This window comes from Variovorax sp. 54, assembly GCF_002754375.1.
Lineage (GTDB): Bacteria > Pseudomonadota > Gammaproteobacteria > Burkholderiales > Burkholderiaceae_C > Variovorax.
On record NZ_PEFF01000001.1, the window covers coordinates 5,391,515 to 5,404,874 of the forward strand.

General features: G+C 69.6%; 13 protein-coding genes. All 13 read left to right on the plus strand.

The window, feature by feature from the left end; all coding sequences use genetic code 11:
• Positions 1-6: 6 nt before the first annotated feature.
• Positions 7-1,014: a hydroxyquinol 1,2-dioxygenase gene (locus CLU95_RS24650; protein WP_099796021.1), complete on the plus strand. Its 1,008-nt coding sequence runs from the start codon at positions 7-9 to the stop codon at positions 1,012-1,014.
• A 157-nt stretch (positions 1,015-1,171) separates the two neighbouring features.
• Complete coding sequence (locus tag CLU95_RS24655; RefSeq protein WP_099797467.1) at positions 1,172-2,635, plus strand: aldehyde dehydrogenase family protein; 1,464 nt, start codon at positions 1,172-1,174, stop codon at positions 2,633-2,635.
• Positions 2,636-2,671: 36 nt separating this feature from the next.
• Positions 2,672-3,646, plus strand: coding sequence for a tripartite tricarboxylate transporter substrate binding protein (locus CLU95_RS24660; protein ID WP_257214720.1), 975 nt, complete (start codon positions 2,672-2,674; stop codon positions 3,644-3,646).
• A gap of 20 nt (positions 3,647-3,666) precedes the next feature.
• Complete coding sequence (locus tag CLU95_RS24665) at positions 3,667-4,734, plus strand: maleylacetate reductase (RefSeq protein ID WP_099796023.1); 1,068 nt, start codon at positions 3,667-3,669, stop codon at positions 4,732-4,734.
• 48 nt (positions 4,735-4,782) lie between these two features.
• Positions 4,783-6,036 carry an ABC transporter substrate-binding protein gene (locus CLU95_RS24670; RefSeq protein ID WP_099796024.1) on the plus strand — a complete coding sequence of 418 codons (1,254 nt, stop codon included), beginning with the start codon at positions 4,783-4,785 and terminating at the stop codon, positions 6,034-6,036.
• Between the two features lie 12 nt (positions 6,037-6,048).
• Positions 6,049-6,768: an ABC transporter ATP-binding protein gene (locus CLU95_RS24675; protein WP_099796025.1), complete on the plus strand. Its 720-nt coding sequence runs from the start codon at positions 6,049-6,051 to the stop codon at positions 6,766-6,768.
• A gap of 157 nt (positions 6,769-6,925) precedes the next feature.
• Positions 6,926-7,651: an ABC transporter ATP-binding protein gene (locus CLU95_RS24680; protein ID WP_099796026.1), complete on the plus strand. Its 726-nt coding sequence runs from the start codon at positions 6,926-6,928 to the stop codon at positions 7,649-7,651.
• Entirely contained in the window at positions 7,644-8,504 is an 861-nt protein-coding gene (locus CLU95_RS24685) for a branched-chain amino acid ABC transporter permease (protein ID WP_099796027.1), read from the plus strand. Before CLU95_RS24680 ends, CLU95_RS24685 begins: the two co-directional genes overlap by 8 nt.
• A gap of 14 nt (positions 8,505-8,518) precedes the next feature.
• Complete coding sequence (locus CLU95_RS24690; protein ID WP_099796028.1) at positions 8,519-10,114, plus strand: sulfatase-like hydrolase/transferase; 1,596 nt, start codon at positions 8,519-8,521, stop codon at positions 10,112-10,114.
• A gap of 49 nt (positions 10,115-10,163) precedes the next feature.
• Entirely contained in the window at positions 10,164-11,138 is a 975-nt protein-coding gene (locus CLU95_RS24695; protein WP_099796029.1) for a Bug family tripartite tricarboxylate transporter substrate binding protein, read from the plus strand.
• Between the two features lie 5 nt (positions 11,139-11,143).
• Positions 11,144-12,187, plus strand: a complete 1,044-nt coding sequence (locus CLU95_RS24700; protein WP_257214721.1) for a branched-chain amino acid ABC transporter permease — start codon at positions 11,144-11,146, stop codon at positions 12,185-12,187.
• The gene (locus CLU95_RS24705; protein ID WP_099796030.1) at positions 12,171-13,034 is read left to right on the plus strand and encodes an intradiol ring-cleavage dioxygenase; all 864 of its coding nucleotides are present in this window, start codon (positions 12,171-12,173) and stop codon (positions 13,032-13,034) included. The genes CLU95_RS24700 and CLU95_RS24705 overlap by 17 nt, the downstream gene beginning before the upstream one ends.
• Before the next feature lie 69 nt (positions 13,035-13,103).
• Entirely contained in the window at positions 13,104-13,337 is a 234-nt protein-coding gene (locus CLU95_RS24710) for a hypothetical protein (RefSeq protein WP_143606059.1), read from the plus strand.
• The last annotated feature ends 23 nt before the right edge of the window (positions 13,338-13,360 follow it).

The following is a 13,360-nucleotide window of genomic DNA, read 5'->3' on the forward strand; positions in this document are numbered from 1 at the left end:
CACACCATGAACGCACCCGCAGAACTCGCCAAGGTCCTCGCATCACAGCCCCACGCCACGCTCGGCTACAAGGATTTTTCGCTCGGCAGCTTCGGCTTCCGCCGCGACGAGTACTTTGCCCACATCACCTGGAAGACCCGTGACGGCCGTCCCATGAGCCACACCATGGACGCCGGCAGCTACCTGCGCGCGCTGATGCGCGACGTGGCCTGGGGCTTTTTCTACGGCTGGGTCAACTTCGACAACGTGTTCGGCACCGTCAACCACTACGAGTCGGTCGACCTCTATGCCGGCAGCTTCAACGGCACCATGAAGGACGCGGGCATCGACCTGCTCGAGAACTTCCCCACCGCGCAGATCCGCGCCACCTTCGAGGCCATGCTCGACGACTGGACCAACGAGAGCTTCGACCCTTTTGCCGCGCCGCAGGAAACCGGCTCTCCCTACGGCCGCAAGAGCGGCAACAACACCGCCAAGATCACCCGGGCGCGCGAGCTGGCCAAGCGCTGCGTGGGCCTGAAGGGCGATCTCGACCTGCGCAGCGACGCGCGCGGCGCGCCCATCAACCGCGCTTTTGCCGACGTGCCGCAGGGCCAGCCCGAGCTGCACCCCGAGCCCGGCTTCGAGAACGAGGTGCACGCCTTCAACCTCTTCGGCTTCCTGAGCCGTTCGCAGGTGACGTGGAACCCGAGCTTCACCTCGGTGGTGAAGCACAGCTACATGTGCCCGACGACCGAGGAGCACATCCTGCCGATCATCCACGGCAACGACCGCGTCGAGTGGTTCTTCCAGATGACCGACGAGATCCACTGGGACTGCGGCGACAAGAACACCGGCAAGCCCATGGCCCGCGTGATCATGAAGGCCGGCGACATGGCCGCCATGCCCGCCTACTGCCGCCACCAGGGCTTCAGCCCCAAGCGCTCGATGCTGCTGGTGTGGGAGAACGGCTCGCCGAGCCTGGTCTTCGAGATCCAGAAGGGCGAAAGCCCGGAGATTCCGGTCGAGTTCTGAATGGCTCCCTCTCCCGCGAGCGGGAGAGGGCTGGGGTGAGGGTGGTGTTCGAGCCACCGCCGCCCCCTCACCCCAACCCTCTCCCCAAGGGGCGAGGGAGGAATGCAAAAACATGAAGCCCAATGACATTGCCACCGCGGCAGGCCTTCGCACGCCCATCCGCCACCAACTCTTCATCGACGGCCGCTTCGTCGACGCCGAATCCGGCGAGACCCTGGCCACACTGAACCCGCACGACAACACGCCCATCGTCCAGGTCGCGCTGGCCGGCAAGGCCGACGTCGACAAGGCCGTGGCCGCCGCGAAACGTGCGTTCCCGAAGTGGAGCCGCATGGCCGCCGCCGACCGTGGCCGCATCCTGCTGAAGCTGGCCGACCTCATCGAGGCCAACGGCGAAGAGCTCGCACGGCTCGAATCGCTGGACACCGGTCACCCGATCCGCGACTCGCGCCGGCTCGACGTGCCGCGCACCGCCGCGTGCTTTCGCTACTTCGGCGGCATGGCCGACAAGTTCCAGGGCGAGACCATTCCGGTGGAAGAGGGCTTTCTCAACTACACGCTGCGCGAGCCCGTCGGCATCGTCGGGCAGGTGGTGCCGTGGAACTTCCCGCTCATGTTCACGAGCTGGAAGATGGCGCCCGCGCTCGCGGCCGGCAACTGCATCGTGATGAAGCCGGCCGAGATCACGCCGCTCACCTCGCTGCGCATCGCCGAGCTGATGGCCGAGGCGGGCGTGCCACCCGGCGTGGTCAACATGCTGCCGGGCCTGGGCAGCGTGGCGGGCCAGTACATCGCCGAGCACCCCGAGATCGCCAAGATCGCCTTCACCGGCAGCACCGCCACCGGCCGGCGCATCGTGCAGGCCAGCGCGGGCAACCTGAAGAAGGTGCAGCTCGAGCTCGGCGGCAAGGGCCCCAACATCGTGTTCGAGGACGCGAACCTGCGGGCCGCCGTGAACGGCAGCGCCTGGGCCATCTTCCACAATCAGGGGCAGGCCTGCATCGCGGGCTCGCGGCTGATGCTGCACGAGAAGATCGCCGATGCGTTTCTCGAGCAGTTCATTCCGCTGGCCCAATCCATCCGCCTGGGCAACCCGCTCGACGAGAACACCGAGATGGGCCCGCTCACGAGTGCCCAGCATCGCGACCGCGTGCTGAGCTATGTCGAGGTCGCGAAGGCGCAGGGCGGCGAGGTGCTGGCGGGCGGAACCTCGCCCGGCGGCGATCTGGCACAGGGCTGCTACGTGGCGCCGACCGTGGTGCGCGCCAAGTCGTACCGGGACCGCGTGGCGCAGGAAGAAGTGTTCGGCCCCTTCGTCACCGTGCTCACCTTCAAGACCGACGAAGAGGCGATGCAGATCGCCAACGGCACCGACTACGGTCTGGGCAGCGGCCTGTGGACCAACAACCTGCAGCGCGCCCACAAGGTGGCGCGCGACCTGCACGCCGGCATGGTCTGGATCAACAGCTACAAGCGCGTGAACCCCGGCTCGCCCTTCGGCGGCGTGGGCCAGAGCGGCTACGGCCGCGAGATGGGCTTCGACGCGATGCGCGAGTACACGCAGGTCAAGAGCGTGTGGGTCAACGTCGATGCGCAGATTCCGCCGCATTTCGTGCGCTGACGCTTTCCTTTTTTCTCAACCCAACGGGCGCACACGATGTCCTTTTCGATCCTTTCCCGGGCCTTGGTCGCCTGCACGTTGCTGTGGGGAATGGCCGTGCAGGCCCAGACGCCGGCCTGGCCCGCCAAGCCCGTGCGGCTGGTCGTCGGTTTTCCGCCGGGCGGCATCGTCGACACCGTCGCGCGCCAGTTGCAGCCGCGCCTGCAGGCCGCGCTCGGCCAGACCGTGATCGTGGACAACCGCAGCGGCGCTGGCGGCACGCTGGCCGGCGCCGAGGTGGCCCGCGCGGCGCCTGACGGCCACACGCTGCTGATGGTGTTCGACAGCTACGCGACCTACCCGCTGGTCTATCCCAAGCTGAGCTTCGACATCGTGAAAGACCTGCAGCCCGTGACACAGGTGGCGAGCAACCCGCTGGTGCTGGTGGTCAATCCGAAGGTCGAGGCCAAGGATTTCGTGCGCTTCGTCGGCCTGCTCAAGGCGCAGCCGGGGCGCCTCAACTACGCCAGTGTCGGACCGGGCTCGAGCAACCACCTCACGGCCGAGTACTTCAAGGCCGTGAGCGGCACGTTCGTCACGCACATCCCTTACCGCGGCGGTGGGCCGGCCCAGCAGGACCTGCTGGGCGGACAGGTCGAGATGATGTTCCTCTCGGCCGTGCTGGCCCAGCCGCATGTCAACGCGGGCCGGCTGCGCGCCCTGGCCCAGACCGGCGCACAGCGCGTGGCCGCCTATGCCGAGGTGCCGACCGTGGCCGAGAGCGGCTACCCCGGCTTCGAAGTGAATTCCTGGGTCGGCCTGCTGGCCCCGGCCGGCACGCCGCGCGCCGTGGTCGACCGGCTGCAGGCCGAGGTGCGAAAGATCGTGACCGAGCCCGCGTTCCAGCAGCGGCTGCGCGAACAGGGCCTGACGGGCATCGCCAACACGCCCGAGCAGTTCGCCGCCGTGTTGCGCACCGAGCAGGACAAGTGGACCCGGCTGGTGCGCGAGCGCGGCCTGAGCCTCGAATAGCCAGAAAGAAAGAGCACGCCATGCACGACTTCATCCACACCACCCATCCGCAGCGCGTGGTGTTCGGCGCCGGTTCGCTGCGCCACCTGGCGCGCGAGATCGATGCGCTGGGCGCGAAGCGGGCGCTGGTGCTCTGCACGCCCGAGCAGCGCCCGCAGGCCGAGCGCGTGGCGGCGTCGCTCGGTGCGCAGGCGGCCGGCCTGTTCGACCGCGCCGTGATGCACGTGCCCGTCGAGACGGCGCGCGAGGCGCGTGACCTGGCACGCCAGCTCGGCGCCGACTGCGCCGTGGCGCTCGGTGGCGGCTCCACCACGGGGCTGGGCAAGGCCATCGCACTGGAATCCGGGCTGCCGATCGTCGCCATTCCCACCACCTACGCGGGCAGCGAGATGACGCCGATCTACGGCCTCACCGAGAACGGCCTGAAGCGGACCGGCAAGGACCCGCGCGTGCTGCCGCGCACCGTGATCTACGACCCCGAGCTGTCGCGCACGCTGCCCGTGGGCCTGAGCGTGACGAGCGGCATCAACGCCATCGCGCACGCAGCCGAGGGCCTGTACGCGCAGGACAGCAACCCGGTGATGGACCTGATGGCCGAGGAGGGCATCGCCGCGCTCGCACGCGCACTGCCGGCGATCCGCGTCCAGCCCGACGACCTGGCCGCGCGCTCCGACGCGCTCTACGGCGCCTGGCTCTGCGGCGGCGTGCTCGGCGCGGTGGGCATGGCCTTGCACCACAAGCTGTGCCACACGCTGGGCGGCAGCTTCAACCTGCCGCACGCCGAGGTGCACACGGTGGTGCTGCCGCATGCGCTCGCGTTCAATGCGCAGGCCGCGCCACGTGCCATGGCGCGCATCGCGCGCGCGCTCGACGGCGTGTCGGCGCCGGCGGCGGTCTATGCACTGGCACGCGACAACGGCGCGCCGGTGGCGCTGAAGGACATCGGCATGCGCGCCGCCGACCTCGACCGCGCGGCCGACATCGCCGTCGCCAACCCCTACTGGAACCCGCGGCCTTTCGGCCCGGCCGAGCGCGACGCGATCCGCGCGCTGCTGCAACGCGCCTTCGACGGCGAGCCGCCGGGTTAGCCCACGGCGCGGGCGCAGACACACACACGAACAACGAAGGAGACAGCCATGACATTCAACCGCAGACAGTTCACGCAGGCCACCGCCGCACTCGTGGCCTCGGGCGCCACACCGCTGGTGTTCGCGGCCGACACGCTGAAGATCGGCTACGTGTCGCCGCAGACCGGGCCGCTCGCGCCCTTCGGCGAGGCCGACAAATGGGTGATCGAGCAGATGAAGGTCGCCTTCAAGGACGGCATCTCCGTCGGCGGAAAGAAGTACGCCGTGCAGATCGTGCTGAAGGACAGCCAGTCGAACCCCAACCGCGCGGGCGAGGTGGCGAACGACCTGATCCTGAAGGACAAGGTCGCGCTGGTGCTCACGGCCGGCACGCCCGAGACCGCCAACCCGGTGAGCGACGCCTGCGAACTCAACGAGGTGCCATGCATCTCCAGCGTGGTGCCGTGGCAGCCGTGGTTCTTCGGCCGCAAGGGCGACCCGGCCAAGGGCTTCAACTGGACCTACCACGTGTTCTGGGGGCTCGAGGACGTCATCGCCACCTTCACCGCCGGCTGGAAGACCGTGGCCACCAACAAGAAGGTCGGCGGGCTGTTCCCGAACGACGGCGACGGCAATGCCTGGGGCGACAAGGAGCTGGGCTTTCCGAAGCCGCTCGCGCAGATGGGCTTCACGCTCACCGACCCCGGCCGCTTCCAGAACGGCACGCAGGACTTCAGCGCGCAGATCGCGGCCTTCAAGCGCGACAACGTCGAGATCGTCACCGGCGTGGTGATTCCACCCGACGCCAAGACCTTTCTCACGCAGGCGCGCCAGCAGGGCTTCAAGCCCAAGGTGATCACGCTCGGCAAGGCGCTGCTGTTCCCGGGCGCCATCGAGGCACTGGGCGAGCTGGGCGACGGTCTCTCGACCGAGGTGTGGTGGAGCCCGTCGCATCCGTTCAGCTCCAGCCTCACGCAGCAAAGCGCCAAGGCGCTGGCCGAGGCCTACGAGGCCGGCACGAAGAAGCAGTGGACCCAGCCCATCGGCTTTGCGCATGCCTTGTTCGAGGTGGCGGCGAACGCGCTGTCGCGATCGAAGTCGCTGAAGGCCGGCGACGTGCGCGACGCGGTGGCTGCGACCTCGATCAACTCCGTGGTCGGCCCCGTGAAGTGGGGCGGGCAGGGCCCGTTCAAGAACGTCAGCAAGACGCCGCTGGTGCTCGGCCAGTGGGGCAAGGGCAAGCAGCGCAAGGTGGAGCTGACGCTGGTGAACAACGAGGCCGCGAAAGCGATCCCCACCAGCGGCGCGCTGCGCCTGCTCTGAGTGGCCGCTGCCATGACGCTGCTGGCATTGCATGGGGTGAGCAAGTCCTTCGGAGCGCTCAAGGTCACCGACGGCATCACGCTGTCGGTGACCGAGGGCGAGACGCTGGGCATCCTCGGGCCCAACGGCGCGGGCAAGACCACGCTGTTCAACCTGATCTCGGGCGACGCGCGCGTCGATGCCGGCCGCGTGGAGTACGCGGGCCGCGACGTGACGCGGCTGCGCCCGCACCAGCGCTGCCGCGCCGGCATCGGCCGCAGCTACCAGGTGCCGCAGCCCTTCGGCCACATGAGCGTGTTCGAGAACCTCGTCACCGCCGCCTGCTTCGGCGGCCAGCAGGCCGAGCGTGAGGCGTGGGAGACGGCGCACGAGGTGCTGGGCCAGACCGGCCTGGTGGCACATGCCAACAAGCCGGCCGGCGGCCTCACGCTGCTCGACCGCAAGCGGCTCGAGCTGGCACGCGCGCTCGCGACCAAGCCGCGCCTGCTGCTGCTCGACGAAATCGCGGGCGGGCTCACCGAGCCCGAGGCGGCGGTGCTGGTGGCGGAACTCCAGCGCATCAAGGCGCGCGGCGTGACCATGATCTGGATCGAGCACGTGGTGCATGCGCTGCTGTCGCTGGCCGACCGGCTGTTCGTCATCAACTTCGGGCAGCGGCTCGCGGAAGGCGCGCCGCGCGCGGTGATGAACGACCCGGAGGTGCGGCGCGTGTACATGGGGATCGAGGCATGAACCACGTTGCGTCCCCGTGTTGTCCCCTCTCCCTCTGGGAGAGGGCCAGGATGAGGGCATCGGCCTTTGAATCGCCGTGTCCCTTGCCATCGCCGTCTGCCCTCACCCCAACCCTCTCCCAGAGGGAGAGGGAGCAAGAGGGGAGGGAGCACAGACCATGACCGCACTGCTCGACACCCACGGCCTGCAGGCCTTCTACGGCGATGCACAGGCGCTGTTCGGCATCGACTTCACGCTGTCGGCGGGCGAGCTGGTGGCGATCATCGGCGCCAACGGCGCGGGCAAGTCGACCTTTCTCAAGAGCCTCACGGGGCTGCTGCGCGCGCCATCGGAAGCGATCCGCTTCAAGGGCGCGCCCATCGGCGGCCTGCCGCCCGGCGAGATCGTGCGGCGCGGCCTGGCGATGGTGCCGGAGGGGCGGCGCCTGTTCCCAAGCCTGAGCGTGGAAGAGAACCTGCTGATGGGCGCCACGCCGCGCCGCGCGGGGCCGTGGAACCTGCAGCGCCTGTACGGCCTGTTCCCTATCCTGGCCGAGAAGCGGCGCCAGCCTGCCACCTCGCTGTCGGGCGGGCAGCAGCAGATGGTGGCGCTGGGCCGCGCGCTCATGAGCAACCCCGAGGTGCTGCTGTGCGACGAGCTGTCGCTCGGCCTCGCACCGGTCGTCATCCGCGAAATCTATGCGGCCATGCCGGCCATCACGGGGGAGGGCATGACAGTCGTGATCGTGGAGCAGGACGTGCGCATGGCGCGGCAGGTGTCGCAGCGCGTCTACTGCTTCCAGGACGGGCGCGTGTCGCTGACGGGGCGCTCCGACGAACTCACGGCCGAGCAGATCTCGCAAGCCTATTTCGGCAGCGTCGGCATCGAGGACTCCCATGCTTGAAACCCTGCTCCAGGGCGTGCTGCTCGGCGGCCTCTACACGCTGTTCGCGCTCGGCCAGTCGCTGATGTTCGGTGTCATGCGGCTGACCAACACCGCGCAGGGCGACTTCATCATCCTGGGCGCCTTCGCGGTGATCGCCGGCGTCTCGATGACCGGTGCGTCCGTGCCGTGGCTGGTGGTGCTCGCGGTGCTGCCGCTGGCCTTCGGCTTCGGCTATCTGCTGCAGCGCCATGTGCTCAACGGCACGCTGGGCAAGGACCCGCTGCCCTCGCTGGTCGTGACCTTCGGCCTGTCGATCGTGATCCAGAACCTGCTGCTGGAGCTGTTCTCGGCCGACCCGCGCGCCATCGAGGTCGGCGCGCTGGCCACCGCCTCGGTGCCGCTGGGCGACACGCTGGCGCTGGGGGCGCTGCCGCTGGTGATCCTGGCGGTCGCGGTGGCGGCCACGGCCGTGATGCAGTGGTTGTTCGCGTGCACGCCGCTGGGCCGCACCTTCCGCGCGGTGTCCGACGACCGCGAGATCGCCGAGCTGATGGGCCTGAAGGCCAAGCAGGTCTACGCGCTGGCCACGGGCATCGCCTTCGTGCTGATCGCCATCGCCGGTGCGCTGCAGGGCATGCGCACCACGGTGTCGCCGTCGGACGGCCCGCTGCTGCTGCTGTTCGCCTTCGAGGCCGTGATCATCGGCGGCATGGGCTCGTTCTGGGGCACGCTGGCCGGCGCCATGATCCTGGGCATCGCGCAGCAGATCGGTTTTCGCATCGACTCGGGCTGGGGCATCTGGTTCGGCCATCTCGTGTTCCTCGCGGTGCTGGTGCTGCGGCCGCAGGGACTGTTCCCCAAGACCCGCTGACGACAGCGCCTGACATGACCGACAAGACCTCTCCCGCGCCGCTCAAGCACGTGCTGTTCATCATGTGCGACCAGCTGCGCGCCGACCATCTCTCGTGCTACGGCCACCCGCGGCTGCAGACCCCGCACATCGATGCGCTCGCCGCGCGCGGTGTGCGCTTCAGCCACGCCTATGCGCAGGGCGCGGTCTGCGGCGCCTCGCGCATGTCGACCTACACCGGCCGCTATGTCAGCAGCCACGGGACCATGTGGAACTTCGTGCCGCTGTCGGTGGGGCAGAAGACGCTGGGCGACCACTTGCGTCCGCACGGCGTGCGCTGCGCGCTGGTCGGCAAGACGCACGTCGAGGCCGACACCGAGGGCGCCCATCGCCTGGGCATCGACCCGACGCAGGGCGCGGGCCAGCTCGCGATGGAAGGCGGCTTCGAGCCCTATGCGCGCGACGACGGCATCTGGCCGCCGGGCTTCAAGGTCACGGGCAATGCGTACTGCGACTGGCTGCGCGCACAGGGCTACGCGTCCGACAACCCCTGGCACGACTTCGCGAATTCGGGCCGTGGCCCCGACGGCGAGATCCTCAGCGGCTGGCAGATGCGCTGGGCCGACCGGCCCGCGCACATTGCCGGCGCGCACAGTGAGACGCCCTACACGACCGACCGGGCGATCGACTTCATGCGCGAGGCCGGCGATGCGCCCTGGGTGCTGCACCTGTCGTACATCAAGCCGCACTGGCCCTACGTGGCGCCTGCGCCGTACCACGCGATGTATGGGCCCGACGACATGCTGCCCGTGGTGCGCAGCGAGGCCGAGCGCGTCGATGCGCACCCGGTGGTCGAGGGCTTCCGCCGCGAGACCGTGAGCCGCAACTTCAGCCGCGACGAGGTGCGCAACACCGTGGTGCCGACCTACATGGGGCTCGTGAAGCAGGTCGACGACGAGCTCGGCCGGCTCTTCGCCTTCATGGCCGAACAGGGGCTGGACCGCGACACGCTGGTCGTCTTCACCAGCGACCACGGCGACTACCTGGGCGACCACTGGCTGGGCGAGAAGGAGCTGTTCCACGACCCGATCGTGAAGGTGCCGCTGATCGTGGTCGACCCGCGCGCCGAGGCCGATGCACGCCGCGGCACGGTGAGCGACGCGCTGGTCGAGTGCATCGACCTCGTGCCGACCATGCTCGATGCGCTGGGCCTGCCGCAGCCGGCCGAATGGCTCGAAGGCCAGTCGCTGCGCCCGCTGCTGCACGGCCATGCCGGCGCGGCCGGCAAGGACCTGGTGGTGTGCGAGAACAGCTTCGCCTTCCGCGACGAGGTGCGCCTGCCGCTGGCCCAGCCCGTCGAGCGCTGCCACATGACGATGCTGCGCACGCGCCGCTGGAAGTTCGTGCACTTCGAAGACCTGCCGCCGCAGCTGTTCGACATGCAGGCCGACCCCGACGAGCTGGTCGACCTGGGCCGCGACCCGGCCTTGGCCGCAGTGCGCGAGCAGATGCTGGGCCTGCTGTTCGACTGGCTGCGCCAGCGGCGGCGCTTTCCCACGGTGGCGCCCGAGGACATCGCGCGCTGGAACGAGCGCGAGCTGGCGGCCGGCATCCTCATCGGCGCCTGGTAGGCCACGCCGGCCGATCCGCGCACCCCATTTCAAAAAAAGGAGACATCCCATGAACGCTTTCCGCCGACCTCTCGCGGCCTGCCTGGCGGCAGCCGCCGCATTCGCCTCCCTCGCAGCCAGCCACGCTGCCGACACCTGGCCCACCAAGCCCGTGCGGCTGGTGGTGGCCTTCCCGGCCGGTGCGCCGGGCGACATCGTCTCGCGGCTGATGCAGCCGGCCCTGCAGAAGGCGCTGGGCCAGCCCGTGGTGGTCGACAACAAGCCGGGGGCGGGCGGCAACATCGGCATGCAGGAAGTGGCGCGCGCCACCGACGGCCACACGGTGCTGGTCGGGCCCGACACCATGCTGACCATCAACCCGCACCTGTACCGCAAGCTCGCGATCCGCCCGATGGAAGACCTGGTGCCCGTGACCCAGCTGGCCGCGTTCAGCCAGGAGCTGGTGTGCTTTCCCGGCGCCGGCATCAAGACCCTGCCCGAGCTGCTGGCCGCGGCCAAGGCCAAGCCCATGAGCTACGCCTCGGGCGGCCCCGGCGTGCCCGGCCACATGGCCATGGAAATGCTGCTGGCCGACGCCGGCGTGCAGATGCAGCACGTGCCCTACCGCGGCCCGAGTCCGGCCATGCAGGACGTGATGGGCGGCATGGTGCCCTGCGGCTTCCTGGCCTCGCCGACGGTCGGCCCGATCATCCGCGACGGCAAGCTGGTGGCCATCGCCGTGTCGGGCAGCAAGCGCCTGGGCAGCCAGCCCACGGTGCCGACCGTGGCGCAGGCGGGCATCCAGGGCTACGACGCCAGCTTCGCCGAGATGATGGCCATGCCGCGCGCCACGCCGCCGGCCGTGGTGGCGCGGCTGCAGGCCGAGGTGGCGAAGGCGCTGGCCGCGCCCGAGCTGCGCGAGCGGCTGGCCACCATGGACCTCGAGGTGGTGGCCAACACGCCCGAAGAAGCGGCGCGTCGCCTGCGCGCCGAGCACCAGCGCTGGGGCCAGGTGGCCGCGCGCGTGCAGCTGCAGCTGGACTGAGCGCGATGGCCCCCGTCGTCGTCACCATCGACACCGGCAGCAGCCGCCGCGCGGGCTGGACCGCCGCCGCGCTGGTGGCGGTGGCCGCCACGCTGCCCTTCTGGGGCGAGCCCAGCTGGATGCGCGAGTTCGTCGAGATCGCCTGCTACTTCATCTTCGCGATGATGTGGAACCTGCTGGCCGGCTACGGCGGCATGGTCAGCATCGGGCAGCAGGCCTTCTTCGGCTTCGGCGGCTACGTGATGCTGATGCTGGGCAACTTCGCGGGCGTGAATCCGTTCGTGGCGATTCCGCTCGGGGCACTGGCCGCGGCGTTGATCGCGGTGCCGGTGTCCTTCGTGGCGTTCCGGCTGTCGGGCGGCTACTTCGCCATCGGCACCTGGGTGATCGCCGAGGTGTTCCGGCTCAGCTTCGCCAACGTGTCGGCGGTGGGCGGCGGCTCGGGCACCACGCTCACGGCACTGCGCGGCATCGAGCGCGCCACGCGCGAGAGCGTCACCTACTGGATGGCGCTGGGCTGCGTGGTGGCGGCGGTGTCGCTGGTCTACCTGTTTTTGCGCAGCCGCTTCGGGCTGGCGCTGCTGGCGATCCGCGACAACGAGATGGCCGCCGAGTCGCAGGGCATTCCAGTGGCGCGCATGAAGCTCGCGGTGTACGTGGTGGCGGCCTTCGGCGCCGGGCTGGCGGGGGCGCTGTACTTCGTGGGCAACCTGCGCATCAGCCCCGACGCGGCCTTTGCGCCGAACTGGACCGCCTTCGCGATCTTCATGGTCGTGATCGGCGGCATCGGCCGCATCGAAGGGCCGCTGGTGGGCGCGCTCGTGTTCTGGGCGCTGAACAAGTTCTTCAGCGACTACGGCACCTGGTACCTGCTCGGGCTCGGGCTGCTGGCCATCGTGGTCACACTCTTCTTCAAGCAGGGGCTGTGGGGCTGGGCGCAGCAGCGCTGGGCCTGGTCCCTGTTCCCGACGCAACGGCGCCTGATGATGCCGCCGCACGCGCTTTCTTCTTCCGACCTGGAGCCCGACGCCCATGCGCAACATCGATGAACACACCATCACCGCCGCCGTGCTCGACCGCATGGCGGGGTGCGAGGACGCGCGGCTGAAAGAAGTGCTGTCGGCGCTCGTGCGCCACCTGCACGACTTCGCGCGCGAGGTGAAGCTGACCGAGGCCGAGTGGGCCGCCGGCATCGACTTCCTCACCGCCACAGGCCAGAAGTGCGATGCGCAACGCCAGGAGTTCATCCTGCTGTCGGACACCCTGGGCCTGTCGATGCTCGCCGTGGCGATGAACCACGCCAAGAGCCCGCAGGCCACCGAGGCCACGGTGTTCGGCCCCTTCCACGTGGCCGATGCACCGCGGCTGCCGCTGGGCAGCGACATCGCGGCCGGCGCGGTGGGCGAGCCGCTGTTCGTGGAAGCCACCGTGCGCGGGCGCGACGGCGAGCCCGTTGCCGATGCGGTGGTCGATGTGTGGGAGGCCGATGCCGAAGGCTTCTACGACGTGCAGCGGTCCGTAGATCACGCGCAGGGGCGGGCGGTCTTCCGTACGAACGCCGAGGGCCGGCTGTGGTTTCGCGGCGTGGCGCCAGTGGCCTATCCGATTCCCACCGACGGGCCCGTGGGCGCGATGCTGCGCGCGACCCGGCGGCATCCGTGGCGGCCTGCGCATGTGCACTTCATGGTGCAGGCGCCGGGCTACGAGACGCTGATCACGCACGTCTTCCGCGAGGGCGACCCGTACCTCGACAGCGATGCGGTGTTCGGCGTGCGCAGTTCGCTGATCGGCGACTTCGCGGCGCATGCCCCGGGCCGCGCGCCCGACGGCAGCGTGCAGGACGGGCCGTTCCACACGCTGGACTTCGCGTTCGTGCTCGAGACGGCCGAGGGCTGAGGGCCCGCGAACCGTTTTGGCGTTTCGGCGCCTCTATGGCAGGTGTCCATCCTTGAGGAGCCCTGCACCATGTGTCCTGTTTCCATCACCTGGCATCTGCTTCGTGGCGCGGGAGCCTTGGCGCTCATTGCGTTGGCCGTGCTGCTGTCGTCCGCGCATCCCTGGATCGCGCCGCCCGCCGTCGTTGGCGCCTTGCTGCTGCTGCGCGGCTGCCCGATGTGCTGGCTCGTCGGGCTGCTCGAAAGGCTGTCTGCGCGCAAGGCGGCAAAGGCGTCCGAGGCCACTTCCCAGAGGGCTTCGTGAGCGTTCGGCCCTCCTGAAATGGA

Coding starts and splice junctions, on each gene's coding strand:
- CLU95_RS24650 (WP_099796021.1), top strand. CDS start 7: ATGAACGCACCCGCAGAACTCGCCAAGGTCCTCGCATCACAGCCCCAC.
- CLU95_RS24660 (WP_257214720.1), top strand. CDS start 2,672: ATGTCCTTTTCGATCCTTTCCCGGGCCTTGGTCGCCTGCACGTTGCTG.
- CLU95_RS24665 (WP_099796023.1), top strand. CDS start 3,667: ATGCACGACTTCATCCACACCACCCATCCGCAGCGCGTGGTGTTCGGC.
- CLU95_RS24670 (WP_099796024.1), top strand. CDS start 4,783: ATGACATTCAACCGCAGACAGTTCACGCAGGCCACCGCCGCACTCGTG.
- CLU95_RS24675 (WP_099796025.1), top strand. CDS start 6,049: ATGACGCTGCTGGCATTGCATGGGGTGAGCAAGTCCTTCGGAGCGCTC.
- CLU95_RS24680 (WP_099796026.1), top strand. CDS start 6,926: ATGACCGCACTGCTCGACACCCACGGCCTGCAGGCCTTCTACGGCGAT.
- CLU95_RS24685 (WP_099796027.1), top strand. CDS start 7,644: ATGCTTGAAACCCTGCTCCAGGGCGTGCTGCTCGGCGGCCTCTACACG.
- CLU95_RS24690 (WP_099796028.1), top strand. CDS start 8,519: ATGACCGACAAGACCTCTCCCGCGCCGCTCAAGCACGTGCTGTTCATC.
- CLU95_RS24695 (WP_099796029.1), top strand. CDS start 10,164: ATGAACGCTTTCCGCCGACCTCTCGCGGCCTGCCTGGCGGCAGCCGCC.
- CLU95_RS24700 (WP_257214721.1), top strand. CDS start 11,144: ATGGCCCCCGTCGTCGTCACCATCGACACCGGCAGCAGCCGCCGCGCG.
- CLU95_RS24705 (WP_099796030.1), top strand. CDS start 12,171: ATGCGCAACATCGATGAACACACCATCACCGCCGCCGTGCTCGACCGC.
- CLU95_RS24710 (WP_143606059.1), top strand. CDS start 13,104: ATGTGTCCTGTTTCCATCACCTGGCATCTGCTTCGTGGCGCGGGAGCC.